The organism is Actinocrinis sp., from assembly GCF_035653575.1.
Classification (GTDB): domain Bacteria; phylum Actinomycetota; class Actinomycetes; order Streptomycetales; family Catenulisporaceae; genus Actinocrinis.
In genome coordinates, this window is the sequence record NZ_DASRBQ010000034.1 from 11,083 (window position 1) to 26,997 (window position 15,915).

The window sequence follows — 15,915 nt, forward strand, 5'->3', positions numbered from 1 at the left end:
GGGAAAGCTGAGCGAAGATGACTTCCGAAGCCGAAGCCGTTGCGCACGGCCACGATCCCGACCAGCTGATCGCCGTCGTCGGGGTGGCCGGGCGCTTCCCGGGAGCCCCGGACGCCGACGCGTTCTGGCGGCTGCTGACCGAGCGCGGCGACGCGATCCGCCCGGTGCCGGCCGACCGCTGGGACGCGGCGACGCAACTGGACCCGGAGAAGTCGATCCAGGCGGTCGGCGGCTTCCTGGACGGCGTCGACCAGTTCGACCCGACCTTCTTCGGCATCTCCCCGCGTGAAGCCGAGGACATCGACCCGCAGCACCGGCTGATGCTGGAGGCCAGCTGGCGGGCCCTTGAGGACGCGGGTCAGCAGGCTGCGAAGCTGAGCGCGACCCGCACCGGCGTCTACGTCGGGGCGTCCTGGCACGACTACGAGATCGTGCGCAAGGAGCGCGGCGCGGGCGCGACGCAGCACAGCGCGGTCGGCAACGCGCTCGACGTCGCCGCGGCGCGCGTCTCTTACTTCCTCAAGCTGCGCGGCCCGAGCCTGACGGTCGAGACAGGATGCTCATCCGGTCTTGTCGCGCTGCACCTGGCCGCGCAGGCGTTGCGGCAGGGCGAGATCGACGGCGCGATCGTCGGCAGCGTCAACCTCATCCTCGACCCCTTCGTCTCGATCAACCTGACCCACTTCGGCGGTCTCTCGCCGACCGGCCGGTGCCACGCCTTCTCGGCGAAGGCCGACGGTTTCGTGCGCGGCGAAGGCGTTGTCGCGCTCTACATCAAGACCCTGTCTCAGGCTCTGGCGGACGGCGACCGGATCCACGGCGTGATCGTGCGCACCGTGGTCAACAACGACGGCGGCGGCGAAAGCCTGGTCACCCCCAGCGCCGAGGGCCAGGAGGAACTGCTCAAGCTGGCCTACGGCGACGGTGCGATCCCGCTGGATCGGCTGGCGTACATCGAGGCGCACGGCACCGGCACGCGCCGCGGCGACCCGGTCGAGGCGACCGGCGTCGGGCGCGTCATCGGGCAGGGCCGGGACCGGGCGCTCGGGCCGGTCGGCATCGGCTCGGTGAAGACGAACATCGGCCACCTGGAGGCCTCGGCCGGCCTGGCCGGCCTGGTGAAGGCGGTGCTGTCTCTGGAGCACCGCGTCGTGCCGCCGACCCTGCACGCCGACGAGCTGAACCCCGATATCCCCTTCGACGACCTGAACCTGCGCGTCGTGCGCGAGCCGCTGGAGCTGCCGCAGGACGGCCCGGTGTACGTCGGCGTGAACTCCTTCGGCTGGGGCGGCACGAACGCGCACGCAGTGCTGATGACCGCGCCGCCGAGCAGCACTCCGGAGCGGGAAGCGAATTCGGACCCTGGCGAGCAGGCGCCAATTCTGCTCCCGTTGTCCGCCCAGCGCGAGGACGTGCTCAAGCAGCGAGCCGCCGACTTGGTCGCCGCCCTTCCCGAGACTGCCGCGGACCTGCGAGCCCTCGCCGGCACCCTCGCCCACCGCCGGGACCACTTCCCGATGCGGGCCGCGTTCGCCGGCTCGGCGCAGGACGTTGCCGGGGCGTTGACGCGTTTCGCCGAGGATCCGGAGGCTGAGATCCCCGGAGCGGTCAGCGGCCGGGCGCGCAAGCGCGGAAAGATCGCGTTCGTATTTCCCGGCCAGGGCGCGCAATGGTCCGGCATGGGCCGCGAGCTGTACGCGAACAGCCCGACATTCAAGGCCGTGATTCACCGCTGCGCCGAGGCGCTCAAGCCCTACTTCGCCTGGGACCTGCCCGCGATCATTGCCGGCGAATCCGACGAGGAGTGGCTGACCCGCATCGACATGCTCCAGCCGGTGCTGTGGGCGATGTCCCTCGGCCTGGCCGAGCTGTGGCGTGAAGCAGGGGTCGAACCCGACGTCGTGATCGGCCACAGCCAGGGCGAGGTGACCGCCGCGACGCTCGCCGGGATCCTCTCCTACGAGGACGGGGCGCTGGCGATGGCCCGGCGCAGCGCCATCGCGCGCCGCACCTCCGGCAAGGGCCGGATGCTCGCGGTCGACCTCGACGTCAAGAGCGCGCGCGAGGCCCTCGCAGGGTTCGAAGAACTCGTCTCCCTGGCCGTGAACAACGGCCCGAGCTCGTGTGTGCTGTCCGGCGAGACCGAGGCCGTCCTCACGCTCAAGGAGATCCTGGACGCCGAGGGCGTCTTCTGCCGCCTGGTGAACGTCGATTACGCCTCGCACAGTCCGCAAATGGACGAGCTGCGGCCCGACCTGCTCGCCGCCCTCGAACCGATGCGGCCGCGCAAGGGCGACATAGCCCTGATGTCCACCGTGCGCGTCGAAATGCTCGACGGCTCCGCCATGGACGCCGAGTACTGGACCGACAACCTGCGCCGGCCGGTGATGTTCGCCGACGCGATGTCGAAGCTCTTCGACGACGCCACGCTCCTCGGCGACACGGTCACCCACGTCGTCGAGATCAGCCCGCACCCGATCCTCGCCCCGGCGATCGAGCAGCTGGCCGCACTGCGCTCCGAGCCGCCGGCCGTCCTTTCCACGCTGCGCCGCGACACCGGGTCCGCTGCCGACTTCGCGCTGGCGCTCGGCCGCGGCTACGTCTCAGGGCTCGAACCGTTTGCCGCCATACCCGCCGGCCGCACCGTTCAAATTCCGCCGTATCCGTGGCAGCGCTCGAGCTACTGGGTTCCGGCCGGACGGCGGCGCGCCGGCGTGTCCGGCGGCCTGGAATTCGCACTGGCTCCTGCGGTCTCGGAACAGGACACCTGGCATGGCACGCTGGACCTCGGCGTCGACGAGCACCCGTGGCTGGCCGACCACAAGGTGCATGACGCCGTCGTCGTTCCCGGCGCGGCGATGATGGCGCTCGCGATGAGCGCGGCCCGCGCGAGGGCGGGCTCGGTCCCCGGCGCCCTGGACGGCTTCACCTTCCGCAGCGACCTGACCCTCGCGGGCGAACCGGCGAAGGTCAGCGCGGTGTGGCGGGACGATGTGACCGAGGGCGGCAGCTTCATCCTCAAATCACTGACACCGGGCGCCACGGAGTGGACCGAGCACGCCTCGGCCCGCATCCGGCAGCCGCGATCCGATGCGTCCGCGGTCCGGGACTTCCCCGTGGAACTGGCCGAGAGCGGCGAGACCGTTGAAGTCACCGAGTTCTACGACGGCTGCGCCGCTCGTGGGCTCAACTACGGCCCAGCATTCCAGGGCGTGGAAAGCCTGCACATTGACGAAGCTTCCGGCGCCGCACTCGGCGAGATCCGCCTGCCCGACCGCTGCCGCGCCGGAGCCCGCGCGCACAACCTGCACCCGGCACTTTGGGACGCCGCGCTCCAGGTCTCACTGGCGCTGGTGGACGGCGACGCGACCGTGGTCCCGGTCGCCGTCGAGTGCGTGCACCTCGTGCAGGAACTGGCCGAGCCGGTGCTCGATGCATGGTCGTACGCGGTGCGCCGCGACGACACACATATCGACGTGTTCGTATACGACGCCGACCGGCAGCCGTTGTTGACGATGGAAGGGCTGACGCTCCAGGCGTTGGAGTCGGCGGCCTCGGAGGACGGCGACGCCGAGCGAGTTCACCGCCTCGCCTTCCGGGCCGAGGCGCTATCCACGGCGGAGGCAAGCGAAGCCGCCTCCGCAGAGCCGGGCAGCTGGATTATCACAGAGGTCTACCAGGGGACCGGCATCGGTTCGGGTCTTTCCGCCGCGCTCTGCGCTGCCGGACAAACCGCCGACCGCGTCACGCTGACCGGCGAGCGCGCCCATGATGCGTCCGCCTGGAGCGAAAAGCTCAGCTGCGCCAGCAGCCCGCCGAATGCAGTCGTCTTCGTCGCACCGCCGGCTGCCGCCGGACTCGCCGAGCAGCGCAAGGCCCTGCTCGCGCTGACCGCGCTGGTGCGCAGCGTGCTGGACCTGCCGCTCCCGCCGCGCCTCGCGGTACTCACCACGGACGCCCAAGCGGTCGCCGCGTCCGACCAGCCCGACCCCGGCGCGGCACTGTACTGGGGCTTCACCAGGGTCCTGCGACGCGAGCACGCCGAACTCCAGCCCTGCCTGCTGGACATCTCAGCGTCCGATGACGTCGCGACCACCGCCCACGCCCTTACGGTGGAATTGCTCGCCGACTCCGGTGAGGACCAGATCGCCCTGCGCGGCGAGCGCCGCTATGTCGGCAGGCTGGAGCGCGGCGAATCCGCGGCGTACGACGAGGACGACGCACCGTCCGCGCCGTGGCGCACCGTGTTGCAGCCGTTCCGCCTCGCCGCGTCCCGGCCCGGATTCTGGGACTGCATGGTCTACCGGCCGCTGGCCCGCCGCGTGCCCGGCCCCGGCGAGATCGAGATCGAAGTCACCGCCACCGCACTGAACTTCATCGACGTGATGAAGGCGATGGGCACCTACCCCGACCCGTCCGGCGGCGCCGACCTGCTCGGCGGCGAGGCCGCAGGGCGGGTCACGGCGGTCGGCGAGGGAGTATCCGAGTTCGAAGTCGGAGATCGCGTCATCGCTTGCGCCTTCGGCGCTGCAGCCTCACACGTCACCGTGCGCGCCGACCACGCGCGGCGCATCCCCGCGGGGATCCAGGACGCCGAGGCCGCCGCGCTGCCGTTGGTCGTCACGACCGCTTGGTACAGCCTGGTCGATCTGGCCCGGCTGGAGCCCGGCGAGTCGGTGCTGATCCATTCGGCAGCGGGCGGTCTCGGCCTGGCCGCGGTCCGCATCGCACAGCGCCTCGGCGCGCGCATCCTGGCCACCGCGGGCAGCGAGCGCAAACGCGAGTTCCTGCGCGGTCTCGGCATCGCAGACGTCTTCGACTCACGAAGCCTGGGGTGGGGCGACGCGGTACTCGCGGCCACCGGCGGCCGCGGCGTCGACGTGGTGCTCAACTCGCTGACCGGCGCCGCCATCCCGCTCGGCCTGGAGGTTCTCGCCGAGGACGGACGATTCGTCGAGGTCGGGAAGAAGGACATCTACAACGGCCGGGCGATCGCGCTGACCGCCTTCAAGAAGGGGATCAGCCTGGCCACGGTGGACCTGGCCGGCCTGATGGCCCGCCGGCCGCAGCGCTTCGCCCGCCTGCTGGCCGAGGTCTGGAAGCTCGTCGAGGACGGCGGCATCGAGCCGCTGCCGACCATCCCGTACGGCTTCGCCGACGCCGCCGAGGCACTGCGCGCCATGTCGCACGGCTCGCACATCGGCAAGTTCGTGCTCGTCGATCCCGGCACGGTCGCCTCGGTCGCCCCGGAACCCTTGCCCGCAGGGCGATTCCGGGCTGACGGCACGTACGTGCTGAGCGGCGGGCTCGGCGCACTCGGCCTCTCGCTCGCGCAGTACTTGGCCGAGCGCGGTGCGGGTGCGATCGCGCTGCTCGGCCGATCCGCGCCAAGCGAGTACGCGGCCGAACGCATCAGCGCACTGCGAGAGCGCGGCGTGCAGGTGCGGACCGTCGCCGTCGACGTCACTGACGCTGATTCCTTGGATGCGGCCCTCACCGAGCTGCGTGCTGAACTGCCTCCGCTGCGCGGAGTCTTCCACGCGGCCGGACTCTTGGATGACGCGACGATCCTCAATCTCCAGCCCGAGCAGCTGGACCGCGTGATCGCCCCGAAGGCGGACGGTGCGCGGAACCTGGATCGGGCGACGGCGACCGACCCGCTGGACCTCTTCGTGCTGTTCTCCTCCGCCGCCGCGCTGATCGGCAATGCGGGTCAGGCTGCTTACGCGGCGGGGAATGCGTACATGGACACGCTCGCCGAGGCACGGCGCCGGCGTGGCCTGCCGGGACTGAGCGTCCAGTGGGGGCCGTTCGAGGACATCGGCCTGGCCGCCGCGGACGCTAACCGGGGCGCGCGCCTCTCGGACCGGGGCATGGGCGGATTCACCGCCGAGGAAGCGTGGCCGGCCCTCGCCCGCTTCCTGGGCCGCGACCAGCAGGTGGTGGGCTACGTACCGCTCAACCTGCGGCAGTGGTTCGACGCCTACCCGGAGACCGCCGCGCAGAAGAGCTGGTCCACGCTGCGCCAGGCGGCGCAGGACGGCGGCGGCGCGGCAGCCGGCAGCAGCGAGTTCCTGGCCGGGCTGCTGGCCGCAGCGTCCGACGACCGTCCCGCGCTGGCCGAGGCCAAGGTGCGCGAGCTGGCTGGACGCGTGCTGCGCCTGGAACCGGCCGCGATCGACCGGGAGACCCCGTTCAAGGCGCTGGGTCTCGACTCGCTGATGGGCCTAGAGCTACGCAACCGCCTGGAAGCCGCGTTCGGGCTCAAGCTCTCGCCGACGCTGCTGTGGACCTACGGCAGCACGCGCGCCCTGTCCGAAGTGCTCTGCGAAAGGCTGCCCGAACCCGCGGCCGCCTGACCACACCGTTCGCCACACGCGCATAGCGCACGCCGCGCTTGATACACACCGCACCCGCACCGCCGAAGACGAGGACTGTGTCAGTCATGGAACCGAGCAGCAGCACCGAGAACGGCTCGGCGAGCGCCGTCACCCCGCTGTCCCGCGCCCTGGACACGATCAAGCGGCTGCGCGCCCAGCTCGACGCGGGTCAGGGCGGCAAGCCGCCGATCGCGATCGTCGGCGCCGGCCTGCGGCTGCCCGGCGGCGTCCACGACCTCGACGGCTACTGGGAGGCGCTGGAGTCCGGCCGGGACCTGATCCGGCAGCGGCCGCAGCAGCGTCTCGCACCCTTCGCCCAACAGTGGGCGAAGCTGCCGAACCTGGGCAGCTTCCTGGACGAGGTGCTCGGCTTCGACGCCGACTTCTTCGGCATCAGCCCGCGCGAGGCCCGCGCCGTCGACCCGCAGCACCGGCTGATGCTGGAGGTGGCGTGGGAGGCGCTGGAGGACGCGGCGCTGCCACCGGACAACCTGCGCGATGCGCGGGTCGGCGTGTACGTCGGCATCACCGGCCGGCAGGACTATCAGGATTGGAAGAGCAGCGGGCCCGACGCGTACTGGGCGACCGGCAACGGCCACAGCTTCGCGGCCGGCCGGATCGCGTACGTGCTCGGATTCACCGGTCCGGCGGTGGCGATCGACACCGCGTGCTCCTCCTCCCTGACCGCGATCCACCAGGCGGTCAGGGCACTGCGACATGGCGAGATCGATGTCGCGCTGGCCGGCGGCGTGAACCTCGTGCTCTCACCGGGCTCGACCGAGCTGATCGCGCAGACTCGCTCGCTCGCCCCGGACGGCCGGTGCAAGACCTTCGACGCGCGCGCGAACGGTTACGTGCGCGGTGAGGGTGCCGGCGTCATCGCGCTCAAGCGGCTCGATCAGGCAATCCGCGACGGCGACCGCATCCACGCGGTGATTAAGGGCTCTGCGACAAACCAGGACGGCCGCTCCTCGGGCTTCACCGCGCCTAACGTCCTGGCCCAGATCGCAGTACTCGAAGCGGCGCTCGCGGACGCCGAACTCACACCGGCCGACATCGGCCTGATCGAGGCGCACGGTACCGGCACGGCGCTCGGCGACCCGATCGAGATGGACGCGATCGTCGCCGCGCTCGGCCGCAAGAACGGCGGCGCGCCGCTGCACGTCGGCTCGGTGAAGGCGAACATCGGCCACCTGGAGGCCGCGTCCGGGATCGCTGGCGTGCTCAAGTCGATCCTCGTGCTGCGTAAGGGGATCATCCCGCCGCTGGTGCATTTCCGGACGCTGAACCCGCGCATCGATCTCGACGGCACCGGCGTCACGGTCTCGGGCAGCGCGCAGCCCTGGGACCGCAGCGCCGCGGGAAGCCACGTCGGCGTCAGCTCGTTCGGCATCGTGGGCACGAACGCGCACGTGATCCTAGGTCCGGCCGACGCGGTTGCGACGGATGCGACGGGTGCGCGACCAGACACCGGCGCGGCGACCGGTGATGTCGCAGGCTTCGAACTTTCCGCGAAGAGCGAAGGCGCGCTGCGTGAACTCGCCGGGCGCCTGGCCGAATGCCTCACGGACTTGCCAAGCGAGCAGTACTCAGCATTCGCATACACGACTACGCACGGCCGGACCCGGCACCCGGTGGTGGCACGCATCGCCGCGCCGACCCCGGCAAAGGCGCTCAACGCGCTGCGGGCGCTCGCGGCCGGCAAGAGCTCGAAGGCGGTCACGGTCCGCGAGGGTGCGACCGTGTCGCAGCTGCCTGAATTGCCGGGACTGTCGCAGCTGCCGCGCCAGGTGATAACACTGCCGAACTACCCGTGGGAGCGCGACATCCTCGGGCCGGAAGGTGTGCCGCTGCTGATCAGCGGCGGTGCGCAGGGCCCGGCCACCGAGGACTCGGCGGCAGCGGACGTCGAGGTCGAGGCCCCCGGCGAGGATGCGCCGTTCGCCGAGCAATCCGCAGTCCCGATGTACGAGCTGGAGTGGCAAGAGTTGTCCGGCTCAGCGGGACGAACGCAAGGCGCGGACCGGGAGGTCGTCCTGGCCGGCGACGACGCCGAGCTGATCGAACTATTGGCTGCCAGCGCTGAGGCAAACGGGCTAACACATGCGATTATCGGCCCGGCGGTGCCGGACTGGTCCGCGATTTGGGAAGTGCGCGGCGCGCAGTTGGATGCGGGTGCAGGTGCGGGGGCGGGACAAAGCCGACCGATCAGCTTGATTCTTGCGCAGAAGGCGACGCCGCTGCCCGAGACATCAGACGCCGTTGACGTGTCCGATCCCACCGCCGCAGGGGCCGAATTGTGCGCGGCGATCACCCACGCAGTGCGGGCATTTGCCGATTCGGGCCTGCCCGGCCAGGTCTACGCGCTCACCCGCGCCACGCGGCAAGTCACCGGCCAGGACCCGATCATTGCCGGAAACCACGGCCTGCTGCACGGATTGCTGCCTGTCCTCGGGCTCGAATACTCCTCTGTCTGGGGCGGAGTCATCGATCTACCGGCCGAGCCGAACGCCGCCGACGCGGCAATAGCGCTCTCTCTCACCGGCTCGGGGACGGCCCCGGACGCAGCGGCCGACGACCTGCTCGCAGTCCGCGAGGGTCGCGCCTACGGTGCACGGATCCGTCCCGTTGCGGCCGACTGGCGGCCTGAGCTGCCGGTTCACCCGGACGCGACGTACCTGCTGACCGGCGGGCTCGGCGGTATCGGGCGCGAGATGGCGCTGGACCTCATCCGGCGCGGCGCTCGTCACCTGCTCCTGGTCGGTCGCACACCCGAGGCCGATCTGCACGCCGCCGCTGCCGCCGCGCTCGGCAATATGCGGGCACTCGGTGCGCGGGTCGTCTACCGCAGCGCGGACGTCGAGAGCCACGCGAGCCTCGCCGCCGCTATCGCAGCAGCCTGTGACGGTGACGGTGGATTGCCGCCGGTACGTGGCATCATCCACACGGCGGGCGCCCTGCCGCACAAGCCGCTGGCCGAGGCTACGGCCGCCGACTTCGCCGAGGGGCTGCGCGGGAAGTTCGCCGGCGCCTGGTGGCTTCACCTGCTGAGCCGCGATCGCGCTTGGGACCTGGACTTCTTTGTCCAGACCTCGTCGGCGTCCGCGCTGTGGGGACACGAGGGCCGCGGCGCGTACACCGCGGCAAACGGTGGACTCGACGCGATCGCCGCCTACCGCGTCTCCGCGGGATTGCCCGCGACGGCCATCGCCTACGGCGCGTGGGCGCTCGACGGCATGGCTGACGAGGCCGGGCGGCAAAACCTCGGCCGGGTCGGCATCATCGAGATGGACCCGGCGACCGGCTGCTCGACGCTGGCTGCTCACTCCGCGAGCCCGGGTGGCTTCCTGATCGCCTGCCCCGTGGACTGGTCCCGGTTCACGACCGTGATGGGCACGCTGCGTCGCAGGGCCCTGTTCGATGAGGTTAAGGGTGCTGGCGGCGAGCTAGAGGCGGTGGCCGCTGTCGGCACGACCGGCGCAGCTGCTGGCGCGAACGGATCGACCGGCGCGGCAGGGGCCGGCGCGTCGACGCCGCTGCGCGACGAATTGCTGGCGCTCCCCGAGAACGCGCGCGGCGAAGCGGCCGCTGTGCACATCGGCCGCATGCTAGCCAAGACGCTGGGCTACCCCGAAGGCCGCGCGGTGCCGCCGGACACAGGGTTCTTCGACCTCGGCCTCGACTCGATCATGGCCGTCGACCTCGCTCGTGACTTGTCCGTGGCCTTCGCCGTGAAGCTACGTGTCGCAGAGGTCTTCAACAATCCGCGCCTCACCGCCCTATCAGAGCACGTCGCCAGGAAGGTCGCGGCGGGACCGGCGAACGTGACAGCGAAGCCGGTGCCCTCAGCTGCGGGGGCATCCGGTGCCACGCGCAGCGCGACGCAGCCGACAGCCGCTGTGACGCAGACTTTGTCCGCCACAGCGGGACAACGGGCCGCGTCGCAGTCGTCATCTGGTGCGGTCGCGTCTCCTGCCGAGCCGATCGCCATCGTCGGCATGGCCGGCCGCTTCCCCGGCGCCGATTCCGTCGACGAACTGTGGGACCTGCTGCGCGAAGGCCGCGACGCGGTCGGTCCGGTGCCGGCCAATCGGTGGGACGGTGCCGCACTGCACGACAACGACCCGCTGCGCGTCGGCACGATCAGCACCGACCAGGGCGGCTTCCTACGCGATATCGACCGCTTCGACGCCTCCTTCTTCGGCATTCCGGCCCGCGAGGCCGAGAGCCTCGACCCGCAACAGCGCCTCCTGCTCGAATCCGCCTGGCACGCCCTCGAAGACGCCGCGATCGACCCGAAGAGCCTCAAGGGCAGCAAGACCGGCGTGTACGTCGGCGTCACCAACTCCGACTACTCCCGGCTGCTTGAGCGCGGCGGGCTGAACCAGCTCGACGCCTACTTCGGCAGCGGCACCTCACTCAATGTCGCCGCCGGCCGCATCTCTTACCTGCTCGGGCTTTCCGGTCCGGCGATGGCTGTGGACACCGCGTGCTCGTCCTCCTTGGTCGCCCTGCATCTGGCCATCAGGTCTCTGCGATCTGGGGAGATCGATCGCGCACTGGCCGGCGGTGTGAACGTGATCGTGTCGCCGGAGTGCTCGGTCGCCATCAGCCGTGCGCACATGCTCTCGCCGGACGGCCGCTGCAAGACCTTCTCCGCCGACGCGAATGGATTCGTCCGCGCGGAAGGCTGTGGCGTGCTCGTCCTCAAGCGACTCAGCGACGCGCAACGCGACGGCGACCGCGTACTGGCCGTGCTGCACGGAAGCGCGGTCAACCAGGACGGCGCGTCCTCCGGGCTCACCGTACCCAACGGAGCCGCCCAGGAGCAGGTCATCGCCGCCGCGCTGGCCGACGCGCGGATCGACGCCGCCGCGGTGTCGTATTTGGAAGCGCACGGCACCGGCACCTCCCTCGGCGACCCGATCGAGCTCAACGCCGCCTGGGCCGTCTTCGGCAAGGACCGCAAGCCGGGCGAACCGCTGCACGTCGGCTCGATCAAGAGCAACATCGGGCACTGCGAATCCGCCTCGGGCATGGCAGGGGTCTTCAAGACGGTTCTCGCGCTGCGGCACCGTCAGCTCCCGGCGAGCCTGCACGCGGAGACGTTGAACCCTTTCTTCCCCTGGGACGAGGTCAACATCCGCGTCGTGGACTCGCTCACCTCCTGGCGCACCGGAGACCGGCCCCGCTACGCGGCGGTTTCCAGCTTCGGCTTCAGCGGCACGAACGCGCAGGTAATCCTCGGCGAGGCGGCTGAGGCCGCGCCGGTCGTGGCAGCCGCGGCAGCCGAACCGAAGCCCGTCGCCGAGGGGGAGCAGACGGTTCCGTACCTGGTGCCGATCTCCGCGCCCGACCCCGCCGGGCTGCGCCGTCTCACCGAGCTCTGGCAGGCCAGGCTGGCGAGCGTGCCAGAGGACGAACTCGGCCGCCTGGCGACCGCCGCCGCGTCCGGTCGGGCGCACTTCCCCTTGCGCAGGCTGCTGCTCGGCGCCGACCGCGCCGAACTGCTCGCCGGGCTTCGCGAGCACACTCTCGACTCCGATTCTGGGTCCGCGGCCGGATCCGCGAGCGAGCCGGCGCGGACCAAGCCGCCGAAGGTGGCCTTCCTCTTCTCCGGCGCGGGCAGCCAGTACTTCGGCATGGGCCGCGAGCTGTACGAGACCGAGCCGGTCTTCCGCCAGACCATCGACGCCTGCGACGTCATCGCCGCGCCGCAACTCGGCATCTCGCTGCTGGACCTGATGTTCTACGGCGCCGACGAGGAGCTGATCGACCAGATCCGGTTCACCCAGCCGACCACCGTCGCGCTCGAACTCGCCCTGGCCGCGCTCTGGAAGTCCTGGGGCGTGACAGGGTCCGTCGTCACCGGCCACAGCGTCGGCGAGATCGCCGCGGCGATCTACGCCGGAGTCATGGACCTGGAGACCGGCCTCACCCTCGTGGTCAACCGGGCCAGGCTGATGCAGGGCACCGGCAGCGGCGCGATGCTCTCCCTCGCCGCGCCGCTGGAGCGGGTCGAGGGCTGGCTGCGCGGCACCGACTGCGACGTGGCCGCGATCAACGGACCGCAGTCCATCGTCGTCGCCGGGCTGCCGGGCCAGATCGAGACGGTCGCCGAACGAGCGCGCGCCGAGGAGGTCAAGGCGCGGGTGCTGACCATTTCAGCAGCCGCACACTCCCGGCTCATCGACGCGATGCTGCCCGAGCTGCGGTCCATCACCGCGCCGATGAGCTTCAGCCGGCCGCACACCCCGGTCATCTCCAACCTGACCGGCACGGTCGGCGGCCCGAGCGACTTCGACGCCGAATACTGGCTCCGGCACGTGCGCCAGCCGGTGCGCTTCCACGAGGGCGCGCAGCAGCTCGCCGGACTCGGCGTCGACGCCGTGCTCGAACTCGGCCCCGACCAGACCCTGATCAACATGATCACCGCGGCCGAGCTCGTGCCGCACGGCGGCGCCGTGCCCTCCCTCAACCGCGGCGCGCCCGATCGCGCGATCATGCTGACGGCGGCGGGAATGCTCTATCGGCAAGGCCAGGATCTCGACTGGTCGGCCGTGCACGCGGCCACCGGCAACCGCCGCACCGACGCCCCGCTGTATCCGTTCGCTGACACCCGCTACTGGACCAGGGTCAAGCCGGTCCAGGCCGCGGCTGTCGAGCCGATCGCTCCAGCGAAGGATCAGCGCAAGCACTGGGGCGCGCAGCTGCGCTCCCCGGCGATCAAGGGCAGGGCCTTCGCCTTCGAGCGCACCGCGGCCTTCCCCAAGCACCTCGGCGACCACCGGATCGAAGAGACCGTACTCGTGCCGGCCTCCTCGCACCTGGCGACGATCCTTTCCGCCGTCGGCGGGAACGGCAAGCCGGTCGCGATCAGCGATCTGGTGTGCCGGCTCCCGCTGGTCATCAAGGACGGCGAGCAGTACGACGTGCAGTTGCTGCTGAACGAGGGCCAAGGCGCCGGCACCGCGCTCGGCATCCACAGCCTGGTGGACCCGGACCGGGGCACCTGGGAAACGCACCTGAACGCCAAGCTGCTCGGCGCCGCCTCCGCGACGGCTCGTCAGGCCCCTGACCGCGAGGCGTTCATCGCGAGCGCGGAGCGGCACATCTCGGGCGAGACCTTCTACGGCTTCTTCCGCGAACTCGGCTACACCCTCGGCCCGTCCTTCCGGTGGATCGCCGAGATCTGGCTGCGCGGCGACGAGGCGCTGCTGCGGTACGAGCAACCGCCGGTCCCCGAACCACTGGAGAACTACGAGATCTACCCCGGCCTGATCGACTCCTACTTCCAGAGCATCGCAGGGTTCATGGTCGACGATCAGGTCACGAAGGCGGCGTCGCTCGCGATCCCGTTCGCCATCGACAAGATCGCTTTCCCGGGGCGGCCCGCGCCGGGCGGGGAGCTGTGGAGCCACGTACGGATCGTGCAGTCCAAGCCGCTGCCGAACGGCCGCAAGAACGTCGAGACCGCGGACCTGCACCTGTTCAACGCGGCCGGGGAGAGCCTGATCGTCGCCGACGGCTTCCGGGTTCGCCCGGTCGGTCGCACGGTCCTGCGACAGAGTCTGCGCAAGGGCACGCCGAACGCCTACGAACTCGCTTGGGTCGCCTGCCCGGAGCAGTCCGCGCCGACGAACGCGTCTCGGCGCATCGCAGTGCTCGGCGACGGCTACGAGCCGGGCAAGGCTCTTGCGGCTCGGCTTCGCGCGGACGGGCACACGCTCGTCGGTGATCTGGCGGCGAGCAACGGATCGGCAGCCGAACTCATCCTCGACGCCCGGTTCGCGGACCTCGATGGCGCGCTGGACGCGATCGCGGCCCAGGAGGCGGCACTCGACCTGTGGGCCGCGCTCAAGGACGCGCCACAGGACGTGCCCTATGTCGTCCTCGGCGACGGTCGCACGCGGGCAGCCGCGGTCCGCGAGGCGCTCTGGGGCATGCTCGCGGCGCTCGAAGCCGAACAGCCACGTCGCCGAGTCGTCCGCGTCGAGCTGGGGGAGAACTGGTCGACGGACGAACTTACCGCGATCCTCGCTCGCACGGCCGACGGAACGATCACCGAGACCCGGCTGCGTCTGGACGCCGAAGGCTTGCGCATCCCGCGCCTCATCCCGGCGCCCGCGGCCGCCGAGCCTCCGGCCTGGAACGGCAGCATCCTGATCACCGGCGGACTCGGCGCCCTCGGCCTGAGCGTCGCGCGAACCGTCGTCGAGCAGGGCGCGCGGCAGCTCACGCTCCTCGGCCGCTCCGCGCCGGACGAGACGGCGCGCGGCGTGATCGCCGAGCTCGAGGGCGCGGGTGCGACGGTACGAACGGTGAGCGGCGACGTCACCGACGCCGCGGCGGTCGCCCGAGCGGTCGCGACGGCGACCGAGAACGCACCGCTGTCAGGGGTCTTCCACCTCGCCGGAGTGACCGCGGACCACGCCTTCGACCAGTTGACCGCCAAGGATTTTGCCGCCGTCTTCGCTGCCAAGGCGCGTGGCGCGGAAGTGCTCGCCGCGGCGGTCGACGGAATCGAGCTGACCGCGTTCGTGCTCTTCTCCTCCGCGGCCGGGCTGCTCGGCTCCGCAGGACAGGCGAACTACGGCGCAGCCAACGGCTTCCTCGACGGCCTCGCGCACACCCTGCGCGAGGCCGGCGTGCCGGCCACGAGCGTGGACTGGGGACCGTGGATCGCCACCGCGAAGGGCGGCATGGCTGCGAACGCGGCGACCGGACGCGCCGCCGAGAAGCTGGGAATCAAAGTTCTGACGGACTCCGCCGCCGCGCCGGTGCTCGCACTGGCCGCGACGACCTCGGCCGCGCGGCTGCTCGCGATCGACGCCGACTTCAAGCAGTACGCCGAACAGATCGGCGACCACCCGCGCGCCGCGCTGCTCGCGCACCTGACGAAGGACCGTTCGCGCCCTGAGACCGCGACCGAGCCCGCGCAGGCCGCTGGCAACGCGGCGGACGGCAACGCAGCAGACGGCAACACAGCAGACAGTGTGGCTGTGGAGACCGACGCGTCCGGCAAGGCGCGCGGCTGGCTGCGCGACCGGCTGCGCACCCTGGACGCCGACGAACGCTACGACCTCGCCCGCGACACCATCCGCGGCTTCGCCGGCGACCTGCTCGGCGACCCGGCCAAGGTGGACGACGACTGCGGGTTCGAGGAGATGGACATGGACTCGATCATGATGATCGACCTCGGCGACCTGCTCAGCCACGCCATGGACGACGACCTGTCCGCCGTGGTGGCGATCAACTACCCGACCATCCAGGAACTCGCCCGGCATCTGACCACCCTCGTGCGCGACGAGGCCGGCGCGACGCAGGGCCAGGAGTGGGTGCGGGGCCAAGAGCAGGTGCAGCCCACGCGATCGGCACCGGCAACCGGGCCGGATCCGGCACCCGCCGCGACGCCGAGCACCGAGCCGGCGCCAACCACCGAGCGGCCGGCCGGCGACCCGCCGGCCCAGCGCGAACTGACCGAGGAAGAACTCCTCGACGCGATCCGGCGCGACCTCGCCATGGAACTGTGAGG

General features: G+C 71.1%; 2 protein-coding genes. Both read left to right on the forward strand.

What is annotated here, in order from left to right:
- Nucleotides 1-17: 17 nt before the first annotated feature.
- The gene (locus VFA06_RS05760) at nt 18-6,359 is read left to right on the forward strand and encodes a type I polyketide synthase (protein WP_324839358.1); all 6,342 of its coding nucleotides are present in this window, start codon (nt 18-20) and stop codon (nt 6,357-6,359) included.
- 86 nt (nt 6,360-6,445) lie between these two features.
- Nucleotides 6,446-15,913, forward strand: coding sequence for an SDR family NAD(P)-dependent oxidoreductase (locus VFA06_RS05765; RefSeq protein WP_324839359.1), 9,468 nt, complete (start codon nt 6,446-6,448; stop codon nt 15,911-15,913).
- Nucleotides 15,914-15,915: the final 2 nt, after the last annotated feature.

What these genes read in the sequence shown, in the direction of transcription:
- VFA06_RS05760 (WP_324839358.1), top strand. Translation starts at nt 18, where the DNA reads ATGACTTCCGAAGCCGAAGCCGTTGCGCACGGCCACGATCCCGACCAG.
- VFA06_RS05765 (WP_324839359.1), top strand. Translation starts at nt 6,446, where the DNA reads ATGGAACCGAGCAGCAGCACCGAGAACGGCTCGGCGAGCGCCGTCACC.